A 20,185-nucleotide genomic window follows, 5' to 3' on the forward strand; every position below is an offset into this window, starting at 1 on the left:
TGATGCCTATGAACGACAAGCCTCCGGTCAGTCCAGCGCCAGCGATGGAAACATCCGCGCCGGCCGCCAGCCAGAGCTATCGCTACTGCAATCTGGACCACTCCCAAACGGACAGCACCGCGCTGGCCGAGGAAGTGGCGCTGGCGATTGCCTATAACGGCATCAGCCAGGCGGTCATGCTGGTCACCCCCACCGACCTTGAAGACTTCATCGTCGGCTTCAGCCTCGGCAGCGGCATCATTGAAGACGCATCGGACATCTATGACCTGCAACTGAGCGGCACGGGTGCTGCGCACCATGCCGAGGTGACCATCGCCAACCGCGCCTTCTGGAACCTCAAGCAGCAACGCCGGCAATTGACGGGCACCAGTGGCTGCGGCTTGTGCGGCGTGGAAGCAGTGGAACAGGCATTGCCAAACCTCAAGGTGCTGCCCGGCGCACCGCTACCACCGGCGCAATGGCTCGATGGCCTGCGTGACCGTATCAGCCAGTTTCAGCCCCTGGGCCAATACTGCGGCGCAGTCCACGCCGCGTTGTTCATGAACGCCCAGGGCGAATTGCTGCTGGGTCGCGAAGACATTGGCCGACACAACGCCCTTGACAAGCTGATCGGCGCGTTGGTCCGGCAGCAGATCCCGGTGGCCGGCGGCATGGCGATCGTCACCAGCCGTTGCAGCCTCGAACTGATCCAGAAAGTCCTGCGGGCCGGCATCCAGACCCTGGTCAGCCTGTCATCGCCCACCGGCCTTGCGGTGCAGTGGGCTCGCCAACACAACCTCAACCTCATCCACCTGCCGCAAAAAAGTGCGCCGCGGGTCTACAGCCCTGCGATGGAGAAACAAGCGTGAGCAATCATCAACAAGCCGACCAGAAACCCGTACCGCGCTACAAGCCCTACAAGGGCCCGGCCGGTGGCTGGGGTGCGCTGATCAGCGTCGCTCAGGCCTGGTTGACCAGCGACAATGCACTGAAAAACATCCGCATGATGCTCAAGACCAACCAGAATGGCGGTTTTGACTGCCCAGGCTGTGCCTGGGGTGACTCGCCGGAAAGCGGCGTGGTCAAGTTCTGCGAGAACGGCGCCAAAGCCGTGAACTGGGAAGCCACCAAGCGCCGCGTCGATGGCGCATTTTTCGCCAAGCACAGCGTGAGCTCGCTGCTGGGGCAGAGCGACTACTGGCTCGAGTACCAGGGTCGCCTGACCGAACCAATGCGCTACGACGCCGAAACCGACCGCTACAAACCCATCAGTTGGGAAGCGGCGTTCGACCTGATCGGCAAGCACCTGCATGGGCTGTCCAGCCCGAACCAGGCCGAGTTCTACACCTCGGGCCGAGCCAGCAACGAAGCGGCCTACTTGTATCAACTGTTCGTGCGCGCCTATGGCACCAACAACTTCCCCGACTGCTCGAACATGTGCCACGAGGCCAGCGGCGTAGCGCTGTCCCAGAGCGTTGGCGTGGGCAAGGGCACAGTGACCTTCGACGATTTCGAACACGCCGACGCGATTTTCGTCTGGGGGCAGAACCCCGGGACCAACCATCCGCGGATGCTCGAACCACTGCGCGAGGCGGTGAAACGCGGCGCCCAAGTGGTCTGCATCAACCCGCTCAAGGAACGTGGCCTGGAGCGTTTCCAGCATCCACAGAACCCGATCGAAATGCTCACCAACGGCAATAAGCCGACCAACACCGCCTATTTCCGCCCGGCCCTGGGTGGCGACATGGCGATCTTGCGCGGCATGGCGAAGTTCCTGCTGCAGTGGGAGCGCGAAGCGCAGAACACCGGCGCTGCGGCAGTGTTCGACCATGCGTTCCTCAATGAGCACAGCACCAACGTGCTGGATTACCTGGCGGCGGTCGACGACACGCCGTGGGAACAGATCGTCGAGCAATCGGGCATGACCCTGGTCGACATCGAGCAAGCGGCGCGCATGTACGCCAAGAGCGAGAACGTGATCATGTGCTGGGCGATGGGTATCACCCAGCACCGTCATTCGGTGGCGACCATCCAGGAAATCGCCAACGTGATGATGCTGCGCGGCAACATCGGCCGGCCAGGCGCAGGCCTGTGTCCGGTACGCGGCCACAGCAACGTCCAGGGCGACCGCACCATGGGCATCAACGAGCGTCCGCCAGTGGCGTTCCTCGATTCGCTGGAGCGGCGTTTCCAATTCAAGGTACCGCGTGAAAACGGCCACAACGTGGTCGAGGCGATCCACGCAATGGCCGACGGCCAGGCGAAGGTGTTCATCGCCCTGGGCGGCAACTTCGCCCAAGCCACGCCGGACAGCCATCGAACGTTCCAGGCCTTGGCCAATTGCGACCTGACGGTGCAGATCAGCACCAAGCTCAACCGCAGCCATCTGGCTCACGGCAAGGAAGCGCTGATCCTGCCGTGCCTGGGCCGCACCGACATCGACCTGCAAACCGAAGGTGCGCAAGCGGTGACCGTGGAAGACTCCTTCAGCATGGTGCATGCCTCCATGGGCCAGCTGCAGCCGCTGTCGAACCAGATGCGCTCCGAACCGTGGATCATCGCCGGCATCGCGGCCGCCACGCTGGGTAGCCGTCCGGTGGACTGGAACTGGCTGGTGGCCGACTACAGTCGCATCCGCGACCTGATCGCCGACACCGTACTCGGCTTCAAGGACTTCAACGAAAAGCTGAAGAACCCTGGTGGGTTCTACCTGGGCAACAGCGCCGGTGCGCGGCGCTGGAACACCCCGTCGGGCCGCGCCAACTTCAAGCCCAACCGGTTACCGACCGACCTTGTGCATGAACGCACCCGGGCCACCGGCCAGTTGCCCGACCTGATCATGCAGTCCATGCGTTCCCACGATCAGTACAACACCACCATCTATGGCCTCGATGACCGCTATCGCGGTGTGAAGGGTCAGCGTGACGTGTTGTTCGTCAACGAAGCGGACATCATTCGCCTGGGCTTCAAGCCGGGGCAGAAAGCCGACATCGTCTCGCTCTGGGATGACGGCCGCGAACGGCGGGTCAAGGGCTTTACCCTGCTGGCATTCGACATTCCTGCCGGGCAGGCTGCGGCCTATTACCCTGAAGTGAACCCGCTGGTGCCACTGGAAAGCACGGGCGACGGCAGCCACACTCCAACGTCGAAGTTCGTCGCGATCCGCCTGGAAGCGGCGAGCGAGAATGGACTGATCCTGGCCAAGTCGGCCTGATACACACATCTATGGCGAGGATTTAGGTTTGTGTGGGAGCAAGGCTTGCCCGCGATGAAAGCGATGCGGTCTTGCAGAAATAGAGTCGCCTGTGTCGCGAGCAAGCTTTGCTCCCATGATCGTACTTTTCGAACGCCCACAAAAAAGGCCGTTTTCCATAGAAAACGGCCTGTCCGAAGTAGCTAAAGACCGGCCAATTTGCCTTAAGTTCCCACCAAAAAACAATAACTTAGAGAATTGTGCACAAGTCGTGTTACTCGTCGGATTTCTATTGTAACCAAGCGAAGCCAGCCTCAGGATCGCGCCGTCATCCCTTTGAGGCTCCTCTATGAAGTTCTCCTCCATTCTCTTGTTGTCCCTTAGCCTGGCCAGTGGCATCGCTTCTGCCGGCGGTACTGCCGAAGCAGGTGTGGGCGGCGCATTGGGCGGGGTTTTGGGTTCGGTCGTCGGCCAGTCCCTGGGCGGCAACACCGGCTCCACTATCGGCGCGGCGCTGGGTGGCGCGGGCGGCAGTGCAGTCGGCGCAGACAAACACAGCCGCGGCGAAGCGGCGATCGGCGGCGCGCTGGGCGCAGCCGGCGGTAACGTGGTCGGCCGTAGCGTCGGCGGCACCACTGGCAGCCTGATCGGTGCAGCTGCAGGCGGCGGCGCTGGTGGCGCCCTGGGTAACTACATGGGCAAGGACGATGACGATGATCGTCGTTATGACGGTCGCCGCGGTGATCGCCGCTACTACCGCGATGGCCACCCGGGTCGTGGCCATGCCTACGGGCATCGCAAAAAACATCATCGCTACTACCGCGACTAACGGCTGACTGATAACCGCCGTTGAAGATCGCAGCCTCCAGCAGCTTCCAGAGCTGACAGGAGGCTGCGATTTTTTGTTTCAGACCACCAACAATTCCAAAGCCCCACGTAGCCGGTCCGGAATCGCCACCGGCCGATTCGACGCCCGGTCCACGAATACGTGAACAAAACGTCCCGCCGCGCAGGCCTCCTCCTCGCCGACCTTGAACACCGCCAGCTCGTACTGCACCGAACTGCTGCCCAACTTCCCTACCCGCAGGCCGATTTCAATCCGGTCAGGAAAAGCGATCGAGGCAAAGTAGTCACAGGCTGAACTCACCACGAACCCCACCACCTCTCCATCATGGATATCCAGGCCACCCACTTCGATCAGGTAGGTATTCACTGCGCTATCGAAAAAACTGTAATAGGTGACGTTATTGACGTGACCGTACACATCGTTGTCGTGCCAGCGCGTGGTAATGGTTTGCAAGTGTCGGTATTCGTTGCGCTGGGGCATCAGGTGTCCTTTACGGTTGTTCAATGACCTTGGCGTGACCCGGCCTCAGGCCTTCGCGAAGCCCTTGCCCTGCGCTGCCAGATCGCCGATCAGGCGCGCGGGCTTCCACTGGTCGCCCTGCTTCGTTTCGAGCTCCAGCAGGCGTGCGTGGATATCCTCCAGCCCCTGCCCGTCGGCCCAGGCCATCGGCCCGCCCTTGTCGGCAGGGAAACCATAGCCGTTGAGGTAGACCAGGTCGATGTCATGGGCCGACTCGGCAATGCCTTCCTGCAGGATCTTTGCCCCCTCGTTGACCAGCGCCAGCAAGCACCGCTCGAGGATTTCCTCCGGGCCAATCTCGCGCCGCTGGAAACCCAGCGCTTCACTGACCCGTAGCACCAGCGCATCGACCTCGACATCATGCTCGGCCTGTCGACTGCCCGGCTCGTAGTGATAGTACCCATTACCGCTTTTCTGGCCGAACCGTCCCAGTTCGCACAAACGGTTGTCCACCTGCACCTCGGGCGCATCCTGGCCCTTGCCCGCCAGCTCACGGGCGCGCCACTCCAGATCGATGCCAACGACGTCGTACATACGAAACGGTCCCATGGCGAAGCCAAAGCCTTGCAACGCGGCATCCACCTGATGGGGGAATGCCCCCTCCAGCAGCATCTTGCGCGCTTCCAGCACATAAGGATGAAGCATTCGGTTGCCAATGAATCCATGGCAATTGCCTGATACAACGCTGACCTTGCCCATGCGCTTGCCCAGAACCAACGCCGCGTCCAGCACCGCTGTGGAGGTGTGCGCGCCGCGAACGATTTCCAGCAGCTTCATGATGTGCGCCGGGCTGAAGAAATGCAGGCCCAGGACCTGGGCGGGCCGGCGGGTGACAGCGGCGATGGCATCGATGTCCAGCGCCGAGGTGTTGCTCGCCAGGATAGCCTCGGGCTTGAGCAGGCCGTCCAGTTCACGAAAGATTTTCTGTTTGAGTTCGAGGTTTTCGTAAACCGCTTCGATCACCAGGTCCACATTGCGGATTGCCGCGTAATCATCCGCCCGTGTCACCCGGGCGATCCGCGCGTCGGCCTCACCCTGATCGATACGGCCCTGACGCACGCCATGGGCATAGGTCTCGGCCACGGCCACCAGTGCCTGCTCGAGCATCTGCGGATTGTTGTCGACCCACTGTACCGCCACGCCCGCGTTGGCCAGGCACATCACGATGCCCCGGCCCATGGTGCCTGCACCGACCACCGCGGCACGCTGAATATCGAAAGGTGTCTGGCTCATGTTTGCTCTCTTGTTGGCGATCCGAAGACAGCCTTCACCTTAGTCAGCCACCGAATATTTTTGAAATTTATTCGTGTGATGCAGGGCATTCAGCGGATGGATGCAGCTCACAGGTGCGCCTGGGCCCACTGACGAACTTCAGCGTATGGATACGCCTCCAGTGCGGCATATCCGCGGATTTTCCGCGCCTTCAATCGGGTGAACAGCGGCATGCCGATCCCGCACAGGAAGCGGGTGAGGCGCTCGGCAGACGGCACGCTGCCGCTGTGCTGCTCATGCTTGTGGATAAAGTCGCTACACAGCGCCTCGAAGTTTTTATCCACAAGCGGCGGCAACGCCGGCGGCTCCGGCAGGCGAGCGATATGCCCATGGCACACCGAGCAATGACCGCACTCGCGTGGCGCATTGTCATCGCCGAAATACTGCGCCAGGCGATAACCCAGGCAACGGTCGGTGGCGAACAACTCGAGCATGGCGTGGATCCGCGCGATTTCACCTTGCTCGTGCCGGGTGAAATAGGCGTGTAGCTCGGAGCTCAAGACCTGCGTATCCAGGCCCCCTTCCAGCACGCTGTACACCTCGGTCATCTGTTTGCTTTCCAGCTCGATCCAGCCTTTTTCCTGGAAATAATCCAGCGCCTTGACCACGCGATTACGCTCAGCGTGATATTGCTGGTACATCCCGTCGAAATTCACCGTGGCCCAGGCCCGGGCGCGACTGGAGGTCTGGATGATGGCCGAGACGAAGTCCCTTCGCTCGCCTTCGAAGCGCTCCAGCAATTGTTGTGGCTCAGTCAGGAACTTGAAGCGGTACTCCGCGAAATAGGCATAGCGCGGCGCGATCAGCCGACGTAGCTCCAACTGGACCAGCAACGTCTTGAGTGGCAACTGCCGGATGTTGCTCTGGTCCGCCAGGGGTCCCAGCAAGAACTCCCATTGCCCATCGGGAGCGGCGGCCTGCAGCTCATCGAGCACGCAACGAATGCCTGCAAGCTCCGGTGTATCGCCATACACAAAGTTTTCCAGCACGTTGAGACTGTCGCGGTTGGCCAGCACCAGGCAATCGGAAGGCTGCCCGTCCCGACCGGCGCGGCCGATCTCCTGGCTGTAGTTTTCGATGGACTTGGGCAGGTCGAAATGCACGACGTTGCGAATGTCACTCTTGTCGATGCCCATGCCAAAAGCGATGGTCGCGACGATGCAATTGGATTGCCCGCCCATGAACCGCCGCTGGATATCTTCGCGTTGTTCATGGGGCAAACCGGCGTGATAGGCCTCGGCCTCGATCCCGTGCCGGCCCAGGTGTTCGGCGATCTGCTCGGCGGTTCGCTGCAAGGTCACGTAGACGATGCTCGGCTGCCCGGCACGTTCGCCCAGCCACTGCACCAGCCGTGCGCGCTTGTCGGCTCCCAGCACGGGCTCGACCAGCAGATTGAGGTTCGAGCGGTAGAAACCGGTTGTCACCACATCCACGGCGGCGATGGCGAATTTCGCCTGCATGTCGGCGATGACCTTGGGTGTCGCGGTGGCCGTCAGCAGCAAGACCTGAGGAATATTGAACTCACGCTGGTAATCGGGAAGCTTGAGGTAGTCAGGTCGAAAGTTATGCCCCCATTCCGAAATACAGTGGGCCTCGTCCACCACCAGCAACGAGATCGGCACCTGCTGCAAGAAGTTGCGAAAGCGCTCGTTCTTCAGGCGCTCCACAGAAATCATCAGGATCTTCAACTCACCCGAACGGGCTCGTGCCATGGCGTCGTTGGCTTCATCACGACCCTGGGCCGAATCGATACTCGCCGCCGCGATGCCGTGGCGCTTGAGGAACGCCAACTGGTCCTGCATCAGCGCCAGCAGTGGCGAGACCACCAGGGTCAGATGAGGCAATAGCAGGGCCGGCAATTGATAACACAAGGACTTGCCCGAGCCGGTGGGAAAAATGGCCGCTGCCGACCGACCGGCCAGCACGGCGCCGATGGCCGTCTCCTGACCGGGACGAAACTGTGGATAACCGAAAACCTGTTCCAGGGTGCTGTGCATGCGCGGTCGCTCCTTTGACTGCTGCGATGCCCAAAGCCTAGCGGGACAACGCGGTGAGTCGAGAAAAGGTCGGGGTCGAATCGATACGGGATGATACAGCCTGAATGGCCGTGACGCTGATCGACTCGGGAGTCAACGCACGCGCGGAGACGTTTGATAGCTGACAGTTTGAGCTTGGTGTTCAGTCATAAGACGTTAAATAAAGATCCAGTCCTTGAGGAAGAACCAATGATGCCAACCGCTCGATTTCAAGCACTTGCTTTGCTGAAAGCCTGAAGTCCGCACCAATATGATCATTACTACCTGCCCATTGCATCACGGGCTTCAAGTCCTCCACCGACAAGCTGATGCTCTGCTCAAATACCAGCTCATCCTTACCAGGATAAAAACCCAACACCCCAAAACTCATGGCTCTACCTTCCTTGTCTCATCCGCTTTTTTGGTCTGTTCGCCCGTGATGTGATTGAACTCACCCAAATGGTTTCCACGCGGGTTGTACTTTTCAAGGGCGCCATGCTGCCGGTCCCATTCATAAATATTGCCTTTCCGGTCGTGCCAATGTGGACGTATTCCTCCACCTCCTTGTACGGGAGTTTTTGACCGACCGCGAACAAGATCAGGAAAAGCAGGAATTACACCTTTCGGGGTCGGGTGATATTTGTGATCAGAAATGCTGAGCACGATATACAACGGCGAAACCCCAGAATCCGCCGGAAACACAAGAATGAAATCCTTGTACTGCGGCGGATAAATCGGGTTGACGATGATGCTGTCCGCCGCAGGCGTTGGCGGAAAAATCCATATGTGCGGAGCCTGTGGCGCGGCCTCCAGCGTCGGGATGCCCAGCGTGGCGGATGGATCGACTGCCGGCGTCCAGATCAATTCGACCCCATCGCCAAAGTCCGCCACCTGCTGCTCGCCGCGAGCCTGGAACGTGACCACGGGAATCATTTCCCAGTCACGTCGCGTCTGGGTGTTGTAGCCGTATCCCTTGAGTGTTCCATCGACCTGGGTTTCGACATGCAACCGAACCCGGGTGCGAGCCTGCTCCAGGGAGCGCAGTTGCTCTTCGGTGTACAACGAGCCGTCACCCAGGTTCGTGGGCATCAGCAATCCGACCAGGCCGATCAGCACACCCGCCGCCACAGGAGCGCTGACCGCGGCAGCAGCACCAAGGGAGACCGGCATCGTCCGCCCCAAGGCAAACGTACCGAAGCTTGCCGGTAACGACCCACTGATACTCTTAAGCTGAATGCGCCCTGACTCGTCAGCTTGACGCCCGCCCAACAAGGTAAATTGGCCGTACTCCCTCAGGGCTTCAGTCGGGATGTACCCGGTCGGGTTGTGGTAGTCGATGACTGAATCAGGCAGCTTGCAGGACTTTGCAAATACGCAGCCCTTCACATCGGAAGGTGATGCTTCGCGGACCTGGGCCAGACGCTCGCTCATGTACGCCGTCTGCCTGGCGAGCATGGCCTCATAGGTGTGTTGATCGGCATCTCTTTTTGCCAGTTCGCTGGGGGTCATGGCCCGCAGGATCCTGTAGCCCCGATCGCCACCGTAATGCTCCCAGACCTGCGGAACACCGGTCTTTCCTTTCGTCATGCTTCATCCCTGCTCGGTCGCCGTTACCCCCATTGAAAGGGCGTGGCGAACCTTACCGAGCGGCCAGGGAAATACTCAGCAGACGGTTCCGAGACTGCTGTGAGATCTTTCTTCTTTTCCAACGGGCAACGATTTCCCCCTAAACTTTCCCTTCAGACGGACGCACGCCAACCTCCCGGAACCTCGACATGTACCTCGCCCCAGACTTCCCCGACGATCACGCCATGCGCCAGCTCATGGAATTGCTGCACGAAGAGATCGGCCTGCCTGAACGCAAGACGATCCGCCTGGACACCGCGATCAATCTCGACCTGGGTTGTGATGGCGCGGATGCCCGGCATCTGATGGAGGCCTTGGAAGAACGGTTCGCCATCGAGCTCATCGACTACGACGCCTACCGCTATTTTCAGCCTGAAGGATTTGATGTGTTTCAAAAGCGCAGGGCCAAGGGCCGTGGGAACAAGACGCCACTGACCATCGGCATGCTCTATAAGGCGATCAAGGCGCAACGATGGGATACGCGGGAAGTGGAAGAGGCCTAGTTGATCGGGGCGCCTCAAATAGTCGCCCATAAAAAAACCGCCCATGAAGGGCGGTTTTTTCATTCGCTAACCAAGCCTTACAGCTGCGGACCCGCCGCCTTGATCGCGTCGCTCACGTCGAACTTCTTGAAGTTCTCGGTGAACAGACCGGCCAATGCCTTGGCCGCTTCGTCGTAGGCAGCTTTGTCGACCCAGGTGTTGCGTGGGTTCAACAGGCCAGTCTCGACGCCTGGAACAGCCAGCGGCACGTCCAGGTTGATGATGTCCAGGTGTTCGGTTTCAGCACCGATCAGCGCGCCGCTCTGGATCGCTGCGATCACCGCACGGGTGGTCGGGATGTTGAAACGCTTGCCGACGCCGTAACCGCCGCCGGTCCAGCCGGTGTTGACCAGGTAGACCTTGGAGCCGAAACCGCGGATGCGCTTGATCAGCAGCTCAGCGTATTCACCAGCCGGACGCGGGAAGAACGGGGCACCGAAGCAGGTGGAGAAGGTCGACTTGATGCCGCTGCCCGAACCCATTTCAGTCGAGCCCACCAGTGCGGTGTAGCCGGACAGGAAGTGGTAGGCGGCTTGTTCTTCGCTGAGGATCGACACAGGCGGCAGTACACCGGTCAGGTCGCAGGTCAGGAAGATCACAGCGTTTGGCTCGCCACCGAGGTTTTTCGGTGCGCGTTTTTCGATCAGCTCACGCGGGTAGGCGGCGCGGCTGTTCTGGGTCAGGCTGTCGTCGGCGTAGTCGGCTTTCTTGGTGACCGGGTCCAGGACGACGTTTTCCAGTACGGCGCCGTGCTGGATGGCTTTCCAGATAACTGGCTCGTTCTTCTCGGACAGGTCGATGCACTTGGCGTAGCAGCCGCCTTCGATGTTGAAGACCACACCCACGCCCCAGCCGTGCTCGTCGTCACCGATCAGATAACGGCTCTCGTCAGCGGACAGGGTGGTCTTGCCAGTGCCCGACAGACCGAAGAACAGGGTCACATCGCCCTCTTCGCCCATGTTCGCGGCGCAGTGCATCGGCAGCACGTCAACGGCCGGCAGCAGGAAGTTCTGCACGGAGAACAGGGCTTTCTTCATTTCACCGGCGTAGCGCATACCGGCGATCAGCACTTTCTTGGCCGCGAAGTTGATGATCACGGTGCCGTCGGAGTTGGTGCCGTCGCGCTCAGGCTCGCAGACGAAGTTCGGCGCGTTGATGATCTGCCATTCATCCTTGCCGCCGGCGTTGTATTGCTCGGGGTTGATGAACAGGCAACGGCCAAACAGGTTGTGCCACGCGGTCTCGGTGGTCATCTTGACTGGCAGGTAGTGCGCAGGATCGGAGCCTACATGCACGTGGGATACGAAACGCTCGCGCTCGCCCAGGTAGGCTTCGACGCGGTTCCACAGGGCATCGAACTTGTCGGCCGGGAACTTGCGGTTGATCGGGCCCCAGGCGATGGCGTCCTGGGTGGTTGGCTCTTCCACGATGAAACGGTCGACTGGCGAGCGACCGGTACGATGACCGGTACGAACAACCAGCGCGCCAGTATCGGCAAGCTCGCCTTCACCGCGATTCAGGGCTTCTTTGACCAGATCATCGACACTCAGATCGGTGTACACGGCGTTATTGGCTTGCGTCATGAGATTCCCCGTCGGCCCGTGGCCGAGTGCTCCAAACGTTTTGTAGTAGGAAGTCGCGCACTACTACCCGAAAAAAGTGGGCCGGATTATGCCAGAAAACCCCAAAAAGAGTAGGGCCCTCCCGTCAGTACGGCGTAAATCCGGCGTTTGCCAGGAGATTTACCTGCGCTGAATCGTTTTAGTGACGAGTATCTGACGGTGTGTCGACACCCGCACCGGCGAACAATTGCGCGATGTCCGCCGCGTCGAACAGGTAGCGCTCGTTGCAAAACTGGCAATCGATCTCGATGGCACCGCCATGCTCGATCACCAGTTGCTGCGCATCTTCCAGACCCAGACTGACCAGCGCATTGGCAGAACGTTCACGAGAGCAACTGCACTGGAAGCGCAACGGCTGTCCATCGAACAAGCGTACCTGCTCCTCGTGATAGAGGCGATGCAGCACGGTTTCGTTGTCCAGGCTCAACAGCTCATCGGCGCTCAAGGTGCTGGCCAGAGCGTTGATGTGCTGCCAGCTGGCATCACGTTCTTCCGCGTCGCGAAGGCGATCGGCAGGCAGTTGTTGAAGCAGCAAACCGCGGGCACGCCGCCCGTCGGCGTAGAGCCAGAAGCGGGTATTGGTCTGCTGGGACATGACGAAGTAGTTGGTGAAGCATTCAGCCAGGGTCGCGCCGTCGAGATCGACGATGCCCTGGTAGCGCTTGCCATGGGTAGGGTCGACCGTCAGGGCCAGCACGCCGTCGGGCATCATGTCAGCCAGGGTCGCGTCGGGCGCGATCTGCTCGGCGTGATAACGGGCCAGGCCACGGATCTCACGTTCGCTGGAGCACTCGATCATCAGCAGCGGCACCGGACCTTCGGAGCGCGCCTGGAGAATCAGCAAGCCATCGAACTTCAAGGTGCCCACCAACAACGCCGCAGCCGCCATCAGCTCGCCGAGCAGTTGTGCGACCGGCTCCGGATAGGCGTGCTTGGCGAGGACTTCGGCGTAGCTACGCTCCAACGCCACCAGTTCGCCACGGGCGTCGCTGTCATCGAAGATGAAACGTTGGGTGTAGTCGGTATCCGGTAAATCAGTCATAGGGTCTGGTATCTGAGGTGATGACAAATGATGGCAGGCATTTTATGGGCATTCAGGGTGGGTTCCAAGCAAGGCTTAGGCTTGCCTGACGGGAAGGTGCTGACACCTCATCTGAATGTGTAGGCTGACACATTGTGGCGAGGGAGCTTGCTCCCTCGCCACGGGTGAAATGACCGGCGCTTTATTCGCTATTGCTGCCATGAAACTTGAACAGGTCCCGGCGCTGCTTCTTGCTCGGCTTGCCGTCGGTGCTGACCCCCAGGGCGCCGGCCTTGCGTTGCGCGGCGGCGGTTTCGCGCTTGGCGATGCTGGCTTCGGTTTCGCGATACAGCGCCTGGGCTTCAGGCGCGCCGCGACGCACGATCGACAAGGCTTCGACCACCACGGTCTTTTCATCGAAGCCGGTGCGGATGACAAATTCATCGCCAACGCGTGGCTCTTTGCCCGGCTTGCAACGTTCTCCGCGGTGATGAACCTTGCCGCTTTCGATGGCGGTCTTGGCCAGCGCCCGCGTCTTGTAGAATCGCGCCGCCCACAACCATTTATCGAGACGGACCTTGTCGTCCTCTTCCTTTTTTTGTGCCACTGCCATTCCTCTTTTCTGCCAATAGCCGGAACTGTACTACCGTTTTTGTCGGGCGCACGAATCCGGCCCGACGGATAGAATGCCCGTCAAATCGCCTCCACATGCATGGCTTGGCTCGAAATCGGTTACAAGCACAAACAAGCGCGTAGATAACTGTCGCCATTTTGTGATTATTCTGCGTGAATACCGCGATTCGCGGAGTCCACGATCCGATGTACTGATCGCAGGTTTTTTTATTGAAGACTTTTGACCATTTGACCGTTGTCGGTCTGCGCGAGTGGGTGGCGCTCCCGGATCTGGGAGTCGTGGGCCTGCGGGCAAAAATCGACACCGGCGCCAGCACCTCCAGCCTGCATGCCACCGACATCGAGCCATTCGAGCGCGATGGCGAAAAGTGGGTGCGCTTCACTGCGCACCTCGGTACGGTCGTGCAATTGCGCCATCGCCGCTGCGAAGCCCCGCTGGTGGCCCGCAAGACAATAAAAAGCTCCAACGGCCACGCCCAGGTCCGCTACGTGATCAGCACCACGTTGGCACTGGGTGATCGGATCTGGCGGGTCGAGTTCACCCTTGCTTGCCGCAAGTCCATGCGATACCGCCTGTTACTGGGCTCCAAAGCCTTGATCGACGGCCAACTGGTGGTCAATCCGGGTATCAAATACGTTCAAGACAAGCCGGCATTCCCGGTGTCCACTACCTCTGCCACAGGTGTTGCATGAAGATCGCTGTGCTGTCGCGTAATCCGCGTCTGTATTCCACTCGTCGTCTGGTTGAAGCCGGGACCGAACGAGGCCATGAAATGGTGGTGATCGATACCCTGCGCGCCTACATGAACATCGCCAGCCACAAGCCGCAGATCCATTACCGTGGCAAGCCGCTGGAAGGGTTCGATGCGGTGATCCCGCGTATCGGCGCATCGGTGACGTTCTATGGCTGCGCCGTGTTGCGTCAGTTCGAAATGATGGGGGTGTTTCCCCTCAACGAGTCGGTGGCCATCGCCCGCTCCCGGGACAAGCTGCGCTCGCTGCAGTTGCTGTCACGGCGCGGGATCGGCCTGCCGGTAACCGGTTTTGCCCACTCCCCCGACGACATTCCCGACCTGATTGCGATGGTCAACGGCGCACCGCTGGTGATCAAGGTGCTGGAAGGCACCCAGGGCATCGGCGTGGTCCTGTGTGAAACCGCGACGGCGGCGGAATCGGTGATCGAGGCGTTCATGGGCCTTAAGCAGAACATCATGGTCCAGGAGTACATCAAGGAAGCCGGTGGCGCGGACATTCGCTGCTTCGTGGTCGGCGACAAGGTGATTGCCTCGATGAAACGCCAGGCCAAGCCCGGAGAGTTCCGCTCCAACCTGCATCGCGGCGGCAGTGCCAGCCTGATAAAGATCACCCCGGAAGAACGCATGACCGCCCTGCGGGCCGCGAAAGTCATGGGCCTGGCCGTGGCGGGCGTGGACATCCTGCGCTCCAACCACGGACCGCTGGTGATGGAAGTCAACTCCTCGCCAGGCCTGGAAGGGATCGAAACCACCACGAGCAAGAACGTGGCCGGGATCATCATCGAGCATTTGGAAAAGAATGGCGGGCCGAACATGACCCGGACCAAGGGCAAGGGCTGACTCAACACAAACCCTGTGGAAGTGAGCCTTTGTGGGAGCTGAGCTTGTTCCCACAGGTTCTCTGTCTTGCTTGAGGGAGATCGCTACACCGCATCCCGAGGCAGCATCAAGCCCAACGGCAAGCGCACCCGAGCTTCCAGCCCGCCACCGACACGATTTCGCAGTTCGACGTTGCCGCCGTGCATCGAAGCGATGCGCTTGACGATGGCCAGGCCCAGCCCCGTGCCCTTCCCGCCCCGGGCGCGATCACCGCGAGTGAAGGGGTTGAAAATGGCTTCCAGCTCAGAAGGATCGATGCCGGCGCCACGGTCCATGACGCTCAGCACCACGTAAGGCGCGCTGGTGTCACCGGAGACATAGGCCGCGACTTCGACGCCGGTGCCAGCATGGTTCAGTGCATTGCCAATCAGGTTGTTCAGCAAACGCTTCATCGACACCCGGCGCAACGGGAACGGCTGGATCGGCTCCAGGCGCAGGTGCACTTTCTCATCGTTCTGGTTATAGGGCGCGGCCACCTCCCGCACCAATTCACTTAGGTCCACCTCTTCCACAGACTCGTCACGACCGTCGCGAATGAACGCCAGGAACTGGTCGAGAATCGCGTCCATGTCCTCGATGTCGCGGACCATCTCGTCGGTCAGATCGGTGTGCTCGCCCATCAACTCCAGCGACAACCGCAGCCGGGTCAGCGGCGTGCGCAGGTCATGGGAGACACCAGCGAGCATCAACTCACGCTCGCGCCCGGCCTGTTCGACATCCTCGGCCATCTGATTGAAGGCACGGTAGACCTCGGTCATCTCGCTGGGTGTATCGCTGATGGGCAGCCGCACGCTGCGCCCCTGGCCCAGTTGGCGGGCGGCGTAGACCAGGCGTTTCAATGGTTGGTTGAGCTGGCTGACGAAGATCCACGCCGACGCCGTCGACAGCAGGCCGATGGCCAGGAACCAGCCGAGCACGTTCCAGATTTTCTGGCCGCGCAGCGGATGCGGGTACAACGGCACTTTCAGCCAGCCATCCCCCAGGCTCGGGGCTCGTACCCACAGCGCCGGCGGCGAGTGCATGCGTAATCGCACCTCGGTATCGGCACCCAGTTCGGCCTGCATCTGGCGTTGATAGATCTCGCTGTAGGGCCAGTGCTGCTCGCCCTCCGGCACGCCGGCACCGACAACGCGGATCAGCGTCGCCGCCTCGGCAATTTTCGCTCGGTTGGTTTCGTCCGCCGCCCAATAGGCCCGCAGCGTCAAGGCAACGCCGTGACTGTACTGCCGATCCACGAGAACGTCTTCGTTCATCAGCAGGTACACCAGCGTCAGTGCCTTGGAGAAGAGCACGACGATCAGCACCAGCCAGAGGGTGCGGGAGAAGAAACTCTGGGGGAACCAAACGGGGGTTTTCATGAATAACCGCTACACACTTGCAGGAGCGAGCGATGCTCGCACAATGACAGACCGCGAGTCGCCTGGAAGAAGACATTTCAACCGGCCAGGCCACCCGCTCCTACAAATCGCCGATCACTTGCTGGCGGCGCCATCCGGCACGAACACGTAACCCACGCCCCAGACGGTCTGGATATACCGCGGCTTGGAAGGATCGGGTTCGATCATCCGGCGCAGACGGGAAATCTGCACGTCGATGGAGCGCTCCAGCGCATCCCATTCACGGCCACGGGCCAGGTTCATCAGTTTGTCCCGGGTCAGCGGCTGGCGGGCGTTCATCACCAGGGCCTTGAGCACCGCGAACTCGCCGGTGGTGAGCATATGGACCTCATCACCGCGCTTGAGCTCGCGAGTGGCCAGGGACAGCTCATAGTCGCCGAATGTCACGCTTTCATCTTCGCTACCCGGCGCGCCAGGTACCGGCGCCGACTGACGACGCAGCACCGCCTTGACGCGGGCCATCAGTTCGTCGGGGTTGAACGGCTTGGCCAGGTAATCGTCGGCGCCCAGTTCCAGGCCCTTGATACGGCTCAGCTCGTCGCCCTTGGCGGTGAGCATGATGATCGGGATCTGGTTGTTGGCGCCACGCAGGCGGCGGCAGGCTGTCAGGCCGTCTTCACCAGGCAGCATCAGGTCGAGCACCACCAGGTTGAAAACTTCACGGGCCAGCAGTCGATCCATTTGCTCGGTGTTCGGTACGGTGCGGGCGCGGTAGCCCTTGCTGACGAAAAAGCGTTCCAGCAAGCTGCTCAGCCCCGGATCGTCGTCAACAATAAGAATTTTTTCGCCTTCAGCAGTTTGTGCAGTGCTGCTCATAGGAAGCTCCTTTGATCTCGGCGCGCATTATGGCCTAGCTGCCGTTATACGCACCGTGTGCATTGTTAGCAGATTTTTCCTCCATCACCACAAATCCGGGTATCAAGCCTACAGACCATGTCCCCCCCTCAGGACGGAACGCTGGTTATAATGCGCGGCCTTTTGTGCCAGGGAATGCCGGATCGTGACCCGGCGTGCCATTTTTTTCCCCTTGGCCAGGCAGCACTTTTTGAATTTCGCGGGTCAACAGGCAGCCTTTTGACCCAGGCAGCGGCGCATGCCAGGCCGCTCAACCAGTCTCGCCGAGCCCTGCTTCTGCGGCGGCGAGCCTGATTTCACAATTTGTCAGGTGGTTTTATGGACAGCATCAACAGCCGCATCGCCGAGGAACTCGGTGTACGCCCACAACAGGTCGAAGCGGCCGTCGCGCTACTCGATGAAGGCTCCACGGTGCCTTTCATCGCCCGTTACCGGAAAGAAGTGACCGGCAGCCTCGATGACACCCAATTGCGGCATCTGGAAGAACGCCTGCGCTACCTGCGAGAACTCGACGAACGGCGCATCAGCATCCTGGCCAGCATCCAGGAGCAGGGCAAGCTGACCCCGCAACTTGAGCGCGACATCAAGCTGGCCGACACCAAGACCCGCCTCGAAGACTTGTACCTGCCCTACAAGCAAAAGCGCCGCACCAAGGGCCAGATCGCCCTGGAAGCCGGCCTCGGCGAGCTGGCCGACGGCCTGTTCAACGATCCGACCCTGGCCCCGGAAGCCGAAGCCGCGCGCTTCGTCGATGCCGAAAAAGGCGTGGCGGATGTAAAAGCGGCGCTGGAAGGCGCCAAGTACATCCTCATGGAGCGTTTCGCCGAAGACGCCAACCTGCTGGAAAAACTGCGTAGCTATCTCAAGCAGGAAGCTACCCTCAGCGCCCGGGTGATCGCCGGCAAGGAAGAGGAAGGCGCGAAGTTCCGCGACTACTTCGAACACGACGAACCGCTCAAGAGCATGCCGTCCCACCGCGCCCTGGCGATTTTCCGTGGTCGCAACGAAGGCATCCTCAGCTCCGCACTGAAAGTCGGTGAAGAATTGCCCGGCACCATGCACCCATGCGAAGGCATGATCGGCCAGCAGTTCGGCATCCAGAACCAGAATCGCGCCGCCGACAAATGGCTGGCCGAGGTGGTGCGCTGGACCTGGAAGGTCAAGCTCTACACCCACCTGGAAACCGACCTGCTGGGCGAGTTGCGCGATAACGCCGAGACCGAGGCAATCAACGTATTCGCCCACAACCTGCATGACCTGCTGCTGGCCGCACCGGCCGGCCCACGCGCCACCCTGGGCCTGGACCCGGGCCTGCGCACCGGTTGCAAGGTGGCCGTGGTGGATTCCACCGGCAAGCTGCTGGACCACGCCACGGTCTACCCGCACGTGCCGCACAACAAGTGGGACCAGACCCTCGCCGTGCTCGCCGCCCTGTGCGCCAAGCATTCGGTGGACCTGATCGCCATCGGCAACGGCACCGCCAGCCGCGAGACCGACAAGCTGGCTGCCGAGCTGATCAAGAAATACCCAGCCATGAAGATGACCAAGGTCATGGTTTCCGAGGCAGGCGCTTCGGTTTACTCGGCGTCGGAACTGGCCTCCAAGGAATTCCCGGACCTGGACGTGTCGATCCGAGGCGCGGTGTCCATCGCCCGTCGCCTGCAGGATCCACTGGCGGAACTGGTGAAGATCGACCCGAAATCCATCGGTGTCGGCCAGTACCAGCACGATGTTTCCCAGTTGAAACTGGCGCGCGGCCTGGACGCGGTGGTGGAGGATTGCGTGAACGCCGTGGGCGTTGACGTGAACACCGCTTCGGTGGCGCTGTTGGCACGTATCTCCGGCCTGAACGCCACCCTGGCGCAGAACATCGTCACCCACCGTGACGAACACGGCGCGTTCAAGACCCGCGCCGCGTTGAAGAAAGTCCCGCGCCTGGGTGAAAAGACCTTCGAACAGGCCGCCGGCTTCCTGCGGGTGATGAACGGCGATAACCCGCTGGACTCCTCCGCCGTCCACCCTGAAGCCTACCCGCTGGTGCAACGCATCGCCGCCCAGACCGACCGCGACATCCGTTCGCTGATCGGTGACGCCGGGTTCCTCAAGCGCCTGGACCCGAAGAAGTTCACCGACGAAACCTTCGGCCTGCCCACCGTCACCGACATCCTCCAGGAACTGGAGAAACCGGGCCGCGACCCGCGCCCCGAGTTCAAGACCGCCGAGTTCCAGGACGGCGTCGAAGACCTAAAGGACCTGCAGCCGGGCATGATCCTCGAAGGCGTGGTGACCAACGTCACCAACTTCGGTGCCTTCGTCGACATCGGCGTGCACCAGGACGGTCTGGTGCATATCTCGGCCTTGTCCGAGAAGTTCATCAAGGACCCGCGCGAAGCGGTGAAAGCCGGTGATGTGGTGAAAGTGAAGGTCATGGAAGTCGACATCCCGCGCAAACGCGTCGGCCTGTCGATGCGCATGAGCGACACACCGGGCGAGAAAGTCGACGGTGCCCGTGGTGCGCGTCCCGGCTCGACGCCACGCCAGTCGCAAAACACCGCGCCACGCAAGGAAACCGCCACCGCGGCCCCGGCGAACAACGCCATGGCCTCGTTGTTCGCCAACGCCAAGCAGTTGAAGAAACGCTGATGGACGTGCCAGCCGAGTTGGTGGAGAGCGCGTTTTTCAAGCTGCTCGGCTGCCGTCTGCACAGCCTTGGGGACGGGGTGGCGCAAGTCGCCCTGAGCCTTGAGCCGCCGCTGCGCAATCGCGGCGGCAAGCTGCACGGCGGCGCGCTGTTCAGCCTGGTGGACATCGCCATGGGACTGGCCTGCTCCAGTGTCCATGGCTTTGACCAGCAGAGCGCGACCATCGAATGCAAGATCAACTACATTCGCGCAGTGTCCGACGGCGACGTGTTGTGCACCGCTCGGGTCATCCACCCCGGTCGGCGCACGCTGGTGGTCGAGGCCGAGGTGATGCAAGGCGACAAACTGGTCGCAAAAGCGCAAGGCACGTTCGCTGTCCTATAGCTCC

General features: G+C 61.0%; 18 protein-coding genes. 8 read left to right on the forward strand and 10 right to left on the reverse strand.

Going from position 1 to position 20,185, the window contains the following annotated elements; all coding sequences use genetic code 11:
- Positions 1-8 precede the first annotated feature (8 nt).
- The 3 genes from fdhD to F7R20_RS22920 all read left to right on the forward strand — a co-directional run bounded on the left by fdhD (position 9) and on the right by F7R20_RS22920 (position 4,001).
- Positions 9-848 (forward strand): formate dehydrogenase accessory sulfurtransferase FdhD, encoded by an 840-nt coding sequence (fdhD, locus tag F7R20_RS22910; protein ID WP_003196720.1) that lies wholly within the window; start codon positions 9-11, stop codon positions 846-848.
- Positions 845-3,193 carry an FdhF/YdeP family oxidoreductase gene (locus F7R20_RS22915; RefSeq protein ID WP_003196718.1) on the forward strand — a complete coding sequence of 783 codons (2,349 nt, stop codon included), beginning with the start codon at positions 845-847 and terminating at the stop codon, positions 3,191-3,193. The genes fdhD and F7R20_RS22915 overlap by 4 nt, the downstream gene beginning before the upstream one ends.
- Before the next feature lie 328 nt (positions 3,194-3,521).
- Complete coding sequence (locus F7R20_RS22920; RefSeq protein WP_003196716.1) at positions 3,522-4,001, forward strand: glycine zipper domain-containing protein; 480 nt, start codon at positions 3,522-3,524, stop codon at positions 3,999-4,001.
- Between the two features lie 78 nt (positions 4,002-4,079).
- Here the strand turns inward: F7R20_RS22920 and F7R20_RS22925 are convergent, their stop codons facing one another.
- From F7R20_RS22925 to F7R20_RS22945, 5 genes are all read right to left on the reverse strand, one after another.
- Positions 4,080-4,499, reverse strand: coding sequence for an acyl-CoA thioesterase (locus F7R20_RS22925; RefSeq protein WP_003196715.1), 420 nt, complete (start codon positions 4,497-4,499; stop codon positions 4,080-4,082).
- A gap of 45 nt (positions 4,500-4,544) precedes the next feature.
- Complete coding sequence (locus F7R20_RS22930; RefSeq protein WP_003196713.1) at positions 4,545-5,771, reverse strand: 3-hydroxyacyl-CoA dehydrogenase; 1,227 nt, start codon at positions 5,769-5,771, stop codon at positions 4,545-4,547.
- 107 nt (positions 5,772-5,878) lie between these two features.
- Positions 5,879-7,807, reverse strand: coding sequence for a RecQ family ATP-dependent DNA helicase (locus F7R20_RS22935; protein ID WP_003196711.1), 1,929 nt, complete (start codon positions 7,805-7,807; stop codon positions 5,879-5,881).
- 181 nt (positions 7,808-7,988) lie between these two features.
- Positions 7,989-8,216: a hypothetical protein gene (locus F7R20_RS22940; protein ID WP_003196709.1), complete on the reverse strand. Its 228-nt coding sequence runs from the start codon at positions 8,214-8,216 to the stop codon at positions 7,989-7,991.
- Complete coding sequence (locus F7R20_RS22945; protein WP_003196707.1) at positions 8,213-9,412, reverse strand: colicin E3/pyocin S6 family cytotoxin; 1,200 nt, start codon at positions 9,410-9,412, stop codon at positions 8,213-8,215. The genes F7R20_RS22940 and F7R20_RS22945 overlap by 4 nt, the downstream gene beginning before the upstream one ends.
- A 188-nt stretch (positions 9,413-9,600) precedes the next feature.
- On the opposite strand from F7R20_RS22945, the gene F7R20_RS22950 reads away from it, so the two are divergent.
- Entirely contained in the window at positions 9,601-9,954 is a 354-nt protein-coding gene (locus F7R20_RS22950; protein WP_003196705.1) for a DUF1493 family protein, read from the forward strand.
- A gap of 77 nt (positions 9,955-10,031) precedes the next feature.
- Here the strand turns inward: F7R20_RS22950 and F7R20_RS22955 are convergent, their stop codons facing one another.
- The 3 genes from F7R20_RS22955 to F7R20_RS22965 form a co-directional block, all read right to left on the reverse strand.
- Positions 10,032-11,576: a phosphoenolpyruvate carboxykinase gene (locus F7R20_RS22955; RefSeq protein ID WP_003196703.1), complete on the reverse strand. Its 1,545-nt coding sequence runs from the start codon at positions 11,574-11,576 to the stop codon at positions 10,032-10,034.
- A 178-nt stretch (positions 11,577-11,754) separates the two neighbouring features.
- Positions 11,755-12,657: an Hsp33 family molecular chaperone HslO gene (gene hslO / locus F7R20_RS22960; protein ID WP_003196701.1), complete on the reverse strand. Its 903-nt coding sequence runs from the start codon at positions 12,655-12,657 to the stop codon at positions 11,755-11,757.
- Between the two features lie 181 nt (positions 12,658-12,838).
- Positions 12,839-13,243: an RNA-binding S4 domain-containing protein gene (locus F7R20_RS22965; protein ID WP_003196700.1), complete on the reverse strand. Its 405-nt coding sequence runs from the start codon at positions 13,241-13,243 to the stop codon at positions 12,839-12,841.
- 236 nt (positions 13,244-13,479) lie between these two features.
- On the opposite strand from F7R20_RS22965, the gene rimB reads away from it, so the two are divergent.
- Both rimB and rimK read left to right on the forward strand, forming a co-directional pair.
- A complete protein-coding gene (rimB, locus tag F7R20_RS22970) occupies positions 13,480-13,962 on the forward strand; it encodes a retropepsin-like aspartic endopeptidase RimB (RefSeq protein ID WP_003196699.1) in 483 nt (160 codons plus the stop codon).
- Positions 13,959-14,864, forward strand: coding sequence for a 30S ribosomal protein S6--L-glutamate ligase (rimK, locus tag F7R20_RS22975; protein WP_003196697.1), 906 nt, complete (start codon positions 13,959-13,961; stop codon positions 14,862-14,864). Before rimB ends, rimK begins: the two co-directional genes overlap by 4 nt.
- 83 nt (positions 14,865-14,947) lie before the next feature.
- Here the strand turns inward: rimK and F7R20_RS22980 are convergent, their stop codons facing one another.
- Positions 14,948-16,261 (reverse strand): ATP-binding protein, encoded by a 1,314-nt coding sequence (locus F7R20_RS22980; RefSeq protein WP_003196694.1) that lies wholly within the window; start codon positions 16,259-16,261, stop codon positions 14,948-14,950.
- Between the two features lie 114 nt (positions 16,262-16,375).
- A complete protein-coding gene (gene ompR, locus F7R20_RS22985; RefSeq protein ID WP_003196691.1) occupies positions 16,376-17,116 on the reverse strand; it encodes an osmolarity response regulator transcription factor OmpR in 741 nt (246 codons plus the stop codon).
- A gap of 357 nt (positions 17,117-17,473) precedes the next feature.
- Here ompR and F7R20_RS22990 point away from each other — a divergent pair, with 357 nt between their 5' ends.
- The gene (locus tag F7R20_RS22990; RefSeq protein ID WP_003196689.1) at positions 17,474-19,798 is read left to right on the forward strand and encodes a Tex family protein; all 2,325 of its coding nucleotides are present in this window, start codon (positions 17,474-17,476) and stop codon (positions 19,796-19,798) included.
- On the forward strand, positions 19,798-20,181 hold the full coding sequence (locus F7R20_RS22995) for a PaaI family thioesterase (RefSeq protein ID WP_003196688.1): 384 nt from the start codon (positions 19,798-19,800) through the stop codon (positions 20,179-20,181). Before F7R20_RS22990 ends, F7R20_RS22995 begins: the two co-directional genes overlap by 1 nt.
- Positions 20,182-20,185 lie beyond the last annotated feature (4 nt).

This window comes from Pseudomonas brassicacearum subsp. brassicacearum (assembly GCF_008801605.1).
Lineage (GTDB): Bacteria > Pseudomonadota > Gammaproteobacteria > Pseudomonadales > Pseudomonadaceae > Aquipseudomonas > Aquipseudomonas brassicacearum.

Coding starts and splice junctions, on each gene's coding strand:
- F7R20_RS22955 (WP_003196703.1), bottom strand. CDS start 11,576: ATGACGCAAGCCAATAACGCCGTGTACACCGATCTGAGTGTCGATGAT.
- F7R20_RS22920 (WP_003196716.1), top strand. CDS start 3,522: ATGAAGTTCTCCTCCATTCTCTTGTTGTCCCTTAGCCTGGCCAGTGGC.
- fdhD (WP_003196720.1), top strand. CDS start 9: ATGAACGACAAGCCTCCGGTCAGTCCAGCGCCAGCGATGGAAACATCC.
- F7R20_RS22995 (WP_003196688.1), top strand. CDS start 19,798: ATGGACGTGCCAGCCGAGTTGGTGGAGAGCGCGTTTTTCAAGCTGCTC.
- F7R20_RS22940 (WP_003196709.1), bottom strand. CDS start 8,216: ATGAGTTTTGGGGTGTTGGGTTTTTATCCTGGTAAGGATGAGCTGGTA.
- F7R20_RS22980 (WP_003196694.1), bottom strand. CDS start 16,261: ATGAAAACCCCCGTTTGGTTCCCCCAGAGTTTCTTCTCCCGCACCCTC.
- F7R20_RS22990 (WP_003196689.1), top strand. CDS start 17,474: ATGGACAGCATCAACAGCCGCATCGCCGAGGAACTCGGTGTACGCCCA.
- ompR (WP_003196691.1), bottom strand. CDS start 17,116: ATGAGCAGCACTGCACAAACTGCTGAAGGCGAAAAAATTCTTATTGTT.
- rimK (WP_003196697.1), top strand. CDS start 13,959: ATGAAGATCGCTGTGCTGTCGCGTAATCCGCGTCTGTATTCCACTCGT.
- F7R20_RS22930 (WP_003196713.1), bottom strand. CDS start 5,771: ATGAGCCAGACACCTTTCGATATTCAGCGTGCCGCGGTGGTCGGTGCA.
- F7R20_RS22925 (WP_003196715.1), bottom strand. CDS start 4,499: ATGCCCCAGCGCAACGAATACCGACACTTGCAAACCATTACCACGCGC.
- hslO (WP_003196701.1), bottom strand. CDS start 12,657: ATGACTGATTTACCGGATACCGACTACACCCAACGTTTCATCTTCGAT.
- F7R20_RS22945 (WP_003196707.1), bottom strand. CDS start 9,412: ATGACGAAAGGAAAGACCGGTGTTCCGCAGGTCTGGGAGCATTACGGT.
- F7R20_RS22935 (WP_003196711.1), bottom strand. CDS start 7,807: ATGCACAGCACCCTGGAACAGGTTTTCGGTTATCCACAGTTTCGTCCC.
- F7R20_RS22950 (WP_003196705.1), top strand. CDS start 9,601: ATGTACCTCGCCCCAGACTTCCCCGACGATCACGCCATGCGCCAGCTC.